A 5,966-nucleotide genomic window follows, 5' to 3' on the forward strand; every position below is an offset into this window, starting at 1 on the left:
CTCGTCGAAGGCCGTGAAGCCCAGATCGTGCAGGCGTTCGAGAATCTGAAGCTTGTGCTGGAGGCCGCCGGCGCATCGTTCAACGACGTGGTCGACCTGACGACCTTCCATACCGACATGCGCGACCTGCCGTTGTTCATGCAGGTGCGCGACCGCTATCTCGCTGCACACCCGAAGCCGGCGTGGACGGCGGTCGGTGCGCACATGCTGGGCGGCGCGCCCGGCTATATCGTGGAAATCAAGGCGGTGGCGGTGCTCGCGGACTGACCCGCGGCGCCGGCCATCAGACTTTCAAAACGATAAGCGGATCGCCCCGGAGCAGCGGGCCGGTCCTGGAGACGCTTTCATGACCCATACTTCCGTTCGCTCGATTCCGGCGCTGATCGACGACGCGCCGCTGAGCGCGCTGCAAATCCGCGTGCTCGCGCTGTGCGTGCTGATCGCTCTGCTCGACGGCTTCGACACGCAGGCGATCGCCTTTACCGGCCCTGCGATTCTCGCGTCGTTCCGGCTGCCGGCCGGCGCGCTCGCGCCGATCCTGACCGCCGGCATCGTCGGCATGACGATTGGCGCGATGACGCTCGGGCTCGTCGGCGACCGGATCGGCCGCCGGCCGGCGATCATGATCGGTCTTGCGCTGTTCGGCACCGCGACGCTGGCGACGTCGTGGGCCGGCGACCCGCGGCACATTCTCGCGCTGCGCTTCGTCGCGGGGCTCGGGATGGGCGGATGCACGCCAGTGCTGCTCGCGCTCGCGGCCGAGTACTGTCCGGCCCACCTGCGCGGCGCGGTGATGACGGGCGTGCTGCTCGGGCTGCCCGCCGGCGCGATGCTCGGCGGCCTGCTCGCAGCACGCATGCTGCCGGTGATCGGCTGGTCCGGCATTTTCGTGGTGGGCGGCGCGGCGCCGCTCGCGGTGCTCGGCCTCGTCGCGCTACTACTGCCGGAATCGCTGTTCTACCTGGCGTCGCGTGGCGACACGCGCGCACAGCAGCGGGTGCGTGCGACGCTGGCGAAGATCGTCGCGCAGCCGTTGCCGGCCGACGCGCGCCTGACCGTGCCCGATGAAGCGACGGCGAAGGCGAGCGTCGCGGCGCTGTTCCGCGACGGCTACGCGCGCAAGACGCTCGGCATCTGGGCCATCTACCTGCTGAACTGGATCGCATGGTTCATGCTGCTGTCGTGGCTGCCGACCGTGCTGAAGGCGGCCGGCCTGACCGCCCAGCAGGCGCCGGTCGGCACCGTGATCGTCAATGCGGTGTTCATCGTCTGCGCGATTCCGCTGTCGATCGTGCTGCCGCGCGTGAATACGCGCAACCTGCTCGGTGCGATGTTCGCGTTCGGCATTGCGATCGCGATCGGACTCGGCTACGCCGGCACGAACTGGGCGCTTGTGTTCGCGCTCGTCGGTGCGGCTGGGTTCGGCATCGGCGGGCAGCAGATCGCGCTGAACTACCTGATCGTCGGCGCGTATCCGACTGCGCTGCGCGCGACCGCGACCGGCTGGGCGATCGGGATGGGCCGCGCGGGCGCGATCGCCGGCTCGGCCGTCGGCGGGACCTTCCTGTCGTGGGGCGGGCCGTCCGGGTTCTTCCTCGCGCTGGCCGTGCCGCTGGCGGGCGCCGTGCTTGCCACGCTCAGTCTGCGCCTGGATCGGTCCGACGTCGAAGCCGCGCCGGCCATGCCGCACTGAGCGCGTGAATCGACGGGTCCGGCGCGGTCAGTTCCGCGCGGCCGGATCGTCGTGTTCCGACGACGGCGGCAAATACGCCATGCCTTCCTCGTCGTACAGGTCGTAGATCAGGCGCAGCATGCGCTCGATGTCCTCGGACGCATCGAGCCGGCGCATGCTCATGATGATCGGCGACACGAGCCGGGTGTCGTCGAGATCGTGATACGAGATGTCGTCGCGTTTCAGTCCGTTCACGCTTTTCGGCACGATCGACACGCCTTCGCCGGCTGCGACGAGCCCGAGCGCGACCTGCAACTCGCGCGTTTCGAGCACGCGCGCCGGCTTCAGCGCGCGATCGTGGAACGCGGACAGAACCTGGTCCGCATAGCTTGGGCGCGGCGTTTTCGGAAACACGATCAGCGTTTCGTCGAGCAGGTCGTGTAGCGACAGCGGTGTCGTCGTCGTGCACAGCCGGTGGCCGAGCGGTAGCGCCGCGATCATCGGTTCTTCCCGCAAGACCACGCGGCGCACACCCGGATCGATGAGACGGATGCGCCCGAAGCCGACGTCGATGCGGCCTTCCTTGAGCGCCTTGATCTGATCCATCGTCCACATTTCGTGCAGGCTCAGTTCGACCTCCGCATGCTGCTGGCGATAGCGGCGAATGACCTTCGGCAGCATCCCGTAGAGCGTCGAGCCGACGAAGCCGACCGACAGGCTGCGCTCGATCTTGCCGACGCGGCGCGTCATCGATTCGAGCTCGGCCGTCTGCGCGAGCAGTTGCGCCGCATGCTGATAAAAGAAGCGGCCCGTCTCGGTGAGTCTCAGCGGACGCGAATCGCGTTCGAACAGCACGATGCCGAGGATCTGCTCGAGCTGCTGGATCTGCCGGCTCAGCGGCGGCTGTGCGATGTGCAGCCGTTGTGCGGCGCGCGTGAAGCTGCGTTCTTCGGCGACCGCAACGAAATAGCGCAGATGGCGTAGTTCCATGTTCGTTGCCGTCGAGTGGAGAGGGGACGAAACTGAGCCCGGACACGACGGATCGAAGCCGTGTGAGCATAAGGGGATCCCTATTCTACGGCAGCTACGACGCGAGCACGGCCGGTATTTTCACGTAAATTGCTTCGGTTTGCAGATGGATTAAGGCCGCATGGCGGCGCTCGATGCATCAAACAAGGGCGTTCGCGCCAAGCATACCTGTCAGATATAAACCGATACCCATTCGGTGTTGGACTGACCAATTTGTGATCGCTACTATCGCCGCAAACAGGTTGCAAATCCGAACGGAATACTGCAACAAGGAGACGCCCCCAATACATTCCGCATTGGCTTGAGGCCTGCGGCGAGCCGAACGAGAGCAGACGAACGCTCGACGTGCATGGCGCGCCTGGTCTGGTCCAGCCACATTTTTCAGAAAAGACCCTGCATGACAGCCCGGCGTATATCGGCGGGTGTTGTACCGAATCAGCAAGCAGTTCGGTGGTTTCGGATGATTGATCAGTTACCCATATTAACCAGAATACCCATATTAAGATTTGGAGACAGCATGAGATTTCAGCATCTCGTCGGCGGAGCTTTGCTCGGATTCGCGACGACCGGTTTTGCACAAAGCAGCGTGACGTTGTACGGCGTGCTCGATGTGGGCGTCGAATACGTGTCGCACGCGAACGCCCAGGGCAAGGGCATCGTGCGGATGCCGTCGATCACCGGCGAACTGCCGTCGCGCTGGGGGCTGCGCGGATCGGAGGATCTTGGCGGCGGCTACAAGGCCGTCTTCGCGCTCGAGAGCGGCTTCAATGTCGGCAGCGGCACGATGGGGCAGGGCGGACGTTTGTTCGGCCGGCAAAGCTGGGTGGGGATCGAAAGCCCGTACGGCACGCTGTCGTTCGGCCGTCAGTACACGATGACGTATTACGCGGTGCTCGATTCCGACCTGCTCGGCCCGAACATCTACGGACTGCCGTCGCTCGATGCATACATCCCGAACGGTCGCGCCGACAACGCCGTGGCATGGCGCGGCAAGTTCGGCGGCTTCACGGCCGGCGCGATGTATTCGTTCGGCCGCGATTCGGCCGGGACGGGAAACTCGCCGGGACAGGGTACCTGCGCGGGCCCGACGCCAGGCGAGACGACCGTGTGCCGGCTGTGGTCGGCGATGCTCAAATACGATTCGACTTCGTTCGGCGCGGCCGCGTCCTATGAAGAACAGCGCGGTGGCGGCGCGACGGCCGCCGCGAACTTCTTCGACGGCGTCAAGCCGATGCCGCTGACGTCGAACGGCGACAAGGACGACCGTGCGCAGGTCAACGGTTACGTCAACGCGTTCGGCGTGAAGGTTGGCGGCGGCTGGATCGGCCGTTGGGTCGACACCGATTCGTCGGGCGGCCCGAACGTGCACTCGAACCTGTTCTATCTCACCGCGAACTACTACGTGACGCCCGCTTTCCTGATCGATGGCGGCGTTTATCACGTCAACGTGTCGGGCCAGGATGCGCGCGCGACGCTCGGCGCATTGCGCGGGACCTATTTCCTGTCGAAACAGACCGCCATCTATCTGCAAGGCGCCTACCTGGTCAATAGTGCGCACGCCGCGTTCACGATCAGCGCCGGCGGTGGCGGCACGACGCCCGCACCGGGGCAGAACCAGGTTGGTGTGATGGCCGGCATCCGGCACATGTTCTGAGCGAAACGATTGCAAATCCCGAGGTATTCGTACCTTTCGAAAAGCGATCCGTTTGGGATCGAGCGACGCGAGGAACTGGATCGCACCTTCCATTTGTGTCGTTTTCAGCTGGCGGACGAGTTCTTCCGTGTAGCTCGGATAGGGATACGGCTGGAAGTCGATCCGCTTCGAACCCCCGTTCGCGTGCCGGATTGCATTATCGCCGAGATAACGCCCCTGGTCGGCCGCTTGCGGCGCGAGCACGCGTGCGAGCAGTTGCGATGCGTCGGGCGTATAGCGGTTCGGGCCTCCTTTCGGCAGCAGTTTTGCCGCCTCCTGCGGATTGGCGCGCGTCCACACTTGCGCGTTGACGATCGCATCGACAACTTTCTGCGACCACGCCGCGCGTTGCGTCAGGTCCTGCTCGTGCATGAAGATCACGCAGCATGCGTGGTTGCGTCACACGTCTCCGGTAAAGCGGAGAATCTTGCCGACGTTCAGTTGCTCGCCGCCGCATTGAACGGCTCGGCGACGATATATCCCACGATCTTTTTCGAGGCCAGCGAGGGCGGCATGTCGGAAGGCGCGATCACGACTAGGTTGACTTCCTTCGGCCCTGGCGGACCGGAATGCTTGAGCACGGGGGCAAGACCCTGCGCGCGCAGCATGTCTTGGAGCACGACGTTATGCACCGAGTACCAGAACGGCACCGCAACCGTCTCGCCGCCGAGGTCAGCCACGGTGTTCACGTCGGGCGAAACCGTCAATGCCGATTCATTTTGCAATAGATGCGCTTCGCATTGAACGGCACCTGTCCTGCAGCAATGCGTTCATTGCGCAGCGAGCCCCACACCCGGCGGCAGCCATAGCTGGGCAAATCGCCGATGACTCGGCGGATTTTTTCGACTACGCTCGCATGGTCGGTCTGCCGAGATTGACGGTCATCGCGCCACGTCGCCGGACGCGACAGTCGTGCCGATACGTTCGAGCGCGACACGCCGAGAACCTCACAAACCAGTTTCACTGGTCGTCCTCCGGCAGCGAGGGTGGACCATACATTTTTTGCTCGGCCATACTCGACTGCTTCGCGGAGAATCTCATTCTCCATGGTCTTCTTGCTGAGCATCCGCTGCAGCTCGCGAATCTGCTTGAGTGCATCGGCCAGCTCCAATGCCGGGACCACTTCCTCGCCAGCCTTGACCGCCGACAGGCTCCCGTCCTGGTACAGCTTGCGCCAGTGGAACAGCTGGTTCGGGTTCACGCCGCGCTGGCGCGCGGCGGCGAAAGGCGGCGTCAATGCGCTGACGGCGGCGCTCGCGATGGAATACGCGGAACACAACATCCGGGTCGTGGCCACCGCGCCGAGCGGCACCAGCGCACCGCCGCGCCGCGTGCCGCGCAATGCGGCCGGCGACAGCGAACAGGAACAGGCATGGATGGACGAAGCCGTGCACCAGGTCACGGATTCGACGTTCTTCAAGCGCTACGGCAGCCTCGACGAACAGATCGCACCGATCCTGTTCCTCGCGTCGGACGAGGCGAGCTACATCACCGGCACGGTGCTGCCGGTTGCGGGCGGCGATACGGGTTGAGCGGCGCGTCGTGACGCCGCTTGCAAGTGTTCAACGTGTT

The 5,966-nt window shown here is 64.7% G+C and carries 4 protein-coding genes and 3 pseudogenes; 4 read left to right on the forward strand and 3 right to left on the reverse strand.

Annotation, left to right across the window (positions count from 1 at the left end; all coding sequences use genetic code 11):
• Positions 1 to 267 (forward strand): Rid family hydrolase (locus LGN19_RS39330; RefSeq protein WP_226220224.1); only part of this gene is annotated, 267 nt, incomplete at its 5' end.
• 79 nt (positions 268 to 346) lie between these two features.
• The gene (locus LGN19_RS39335; RefSeq protein ID WP_226220227.1) at positions 347 to 1,693 is read left to right on the forward strand and encodes an MFS transporter; all 1,347 of its coding nucleotides are present in this window, start codon (positions 347 to 349) and stop codon (positions 1,691 to 1,693) included.
• A 27-nt stretch (positions 1,694 to 1,720) separates the two neighbouring features.
• Here LGN19_RS39335 and LGN19_RS39340 read toward each other — a convergent pair whose 3' ends face one another.
• Positions 1,721 to 2,662 carry a LysR family transcriptional regulator gene (locus LGN19_RS39340; protein ID WP_226220229.1) on the reverse strand — a complete coding sequence of 314 codons (942 nt, stop codon included), beginning with the start codon at positions 2,660 to 2,662 and terminating at the stop codon, positions 1,721 to 1,723.
• 556 nt (positions 2,663 to 3,218) lie between these two features.
• On the opposite strand from LGN19_RS39340, the gene LGN19_RS39345 reads away from it, so the two are divergent.
• The gene (locus LGN19_RS39345; RefSeq protein ID WP_122950602.1) at positions 3,219 to 4,355 is read left to right on the forward strand and encodes a porin; all 1,137 of its coding nucleotides are present in this window, start codon (positions 3,219 to 3,221) and stop codon (positions 4,353 to 4,355) included.
• A 42-nt stretch (positions 4,356 to 4,397) separates the two neighbouring features.
• Here LGN19_RS39345 and LGN19_RS39350 read toward each other — a convergent pair.
• Positions 4,398 to 5,113, reverse strand: a pseudogene (locus LGN19_RS39350) (ABC transporter substrate-binding protein); the annotation flags it as partial.
• Positions 5,101 to 5,610 (reverse strand): annotated as a pseudogene (locus LGN19_RS39355) (transposase); the annotation flags it as partial. The pseudogenes LGN19_RS39350 and LGN19_RS39355, both read right to left, overlap by 13 nt.
• Here LGN19_RS39355 and LGN19_RS39360 point away from each other — a divergent pair.
• Positions 5,609 to 5,926, forward strand: a pseudogene (locus tag LGN19_RS39360) (SDR family oxidoreductase); the annotation flags it as partial. The pseudogenes LGN19_RS39355 and LGN19_RS39360 overlap by 2 nt on opposite strands.
• Positions 5,927 to 5,966 lie beyond the last annotated feature (40 nt).

Origin of the sequence: Burkholderia sp. AU30198 (genome assembly GCF_020419825.1) — a bacterium.
Classification (GTDB): Bacteria; Pseudomonadota; Gammaproteobacteria; order Burkholderiales; family Burkholderiaceae; genus Burkholderia.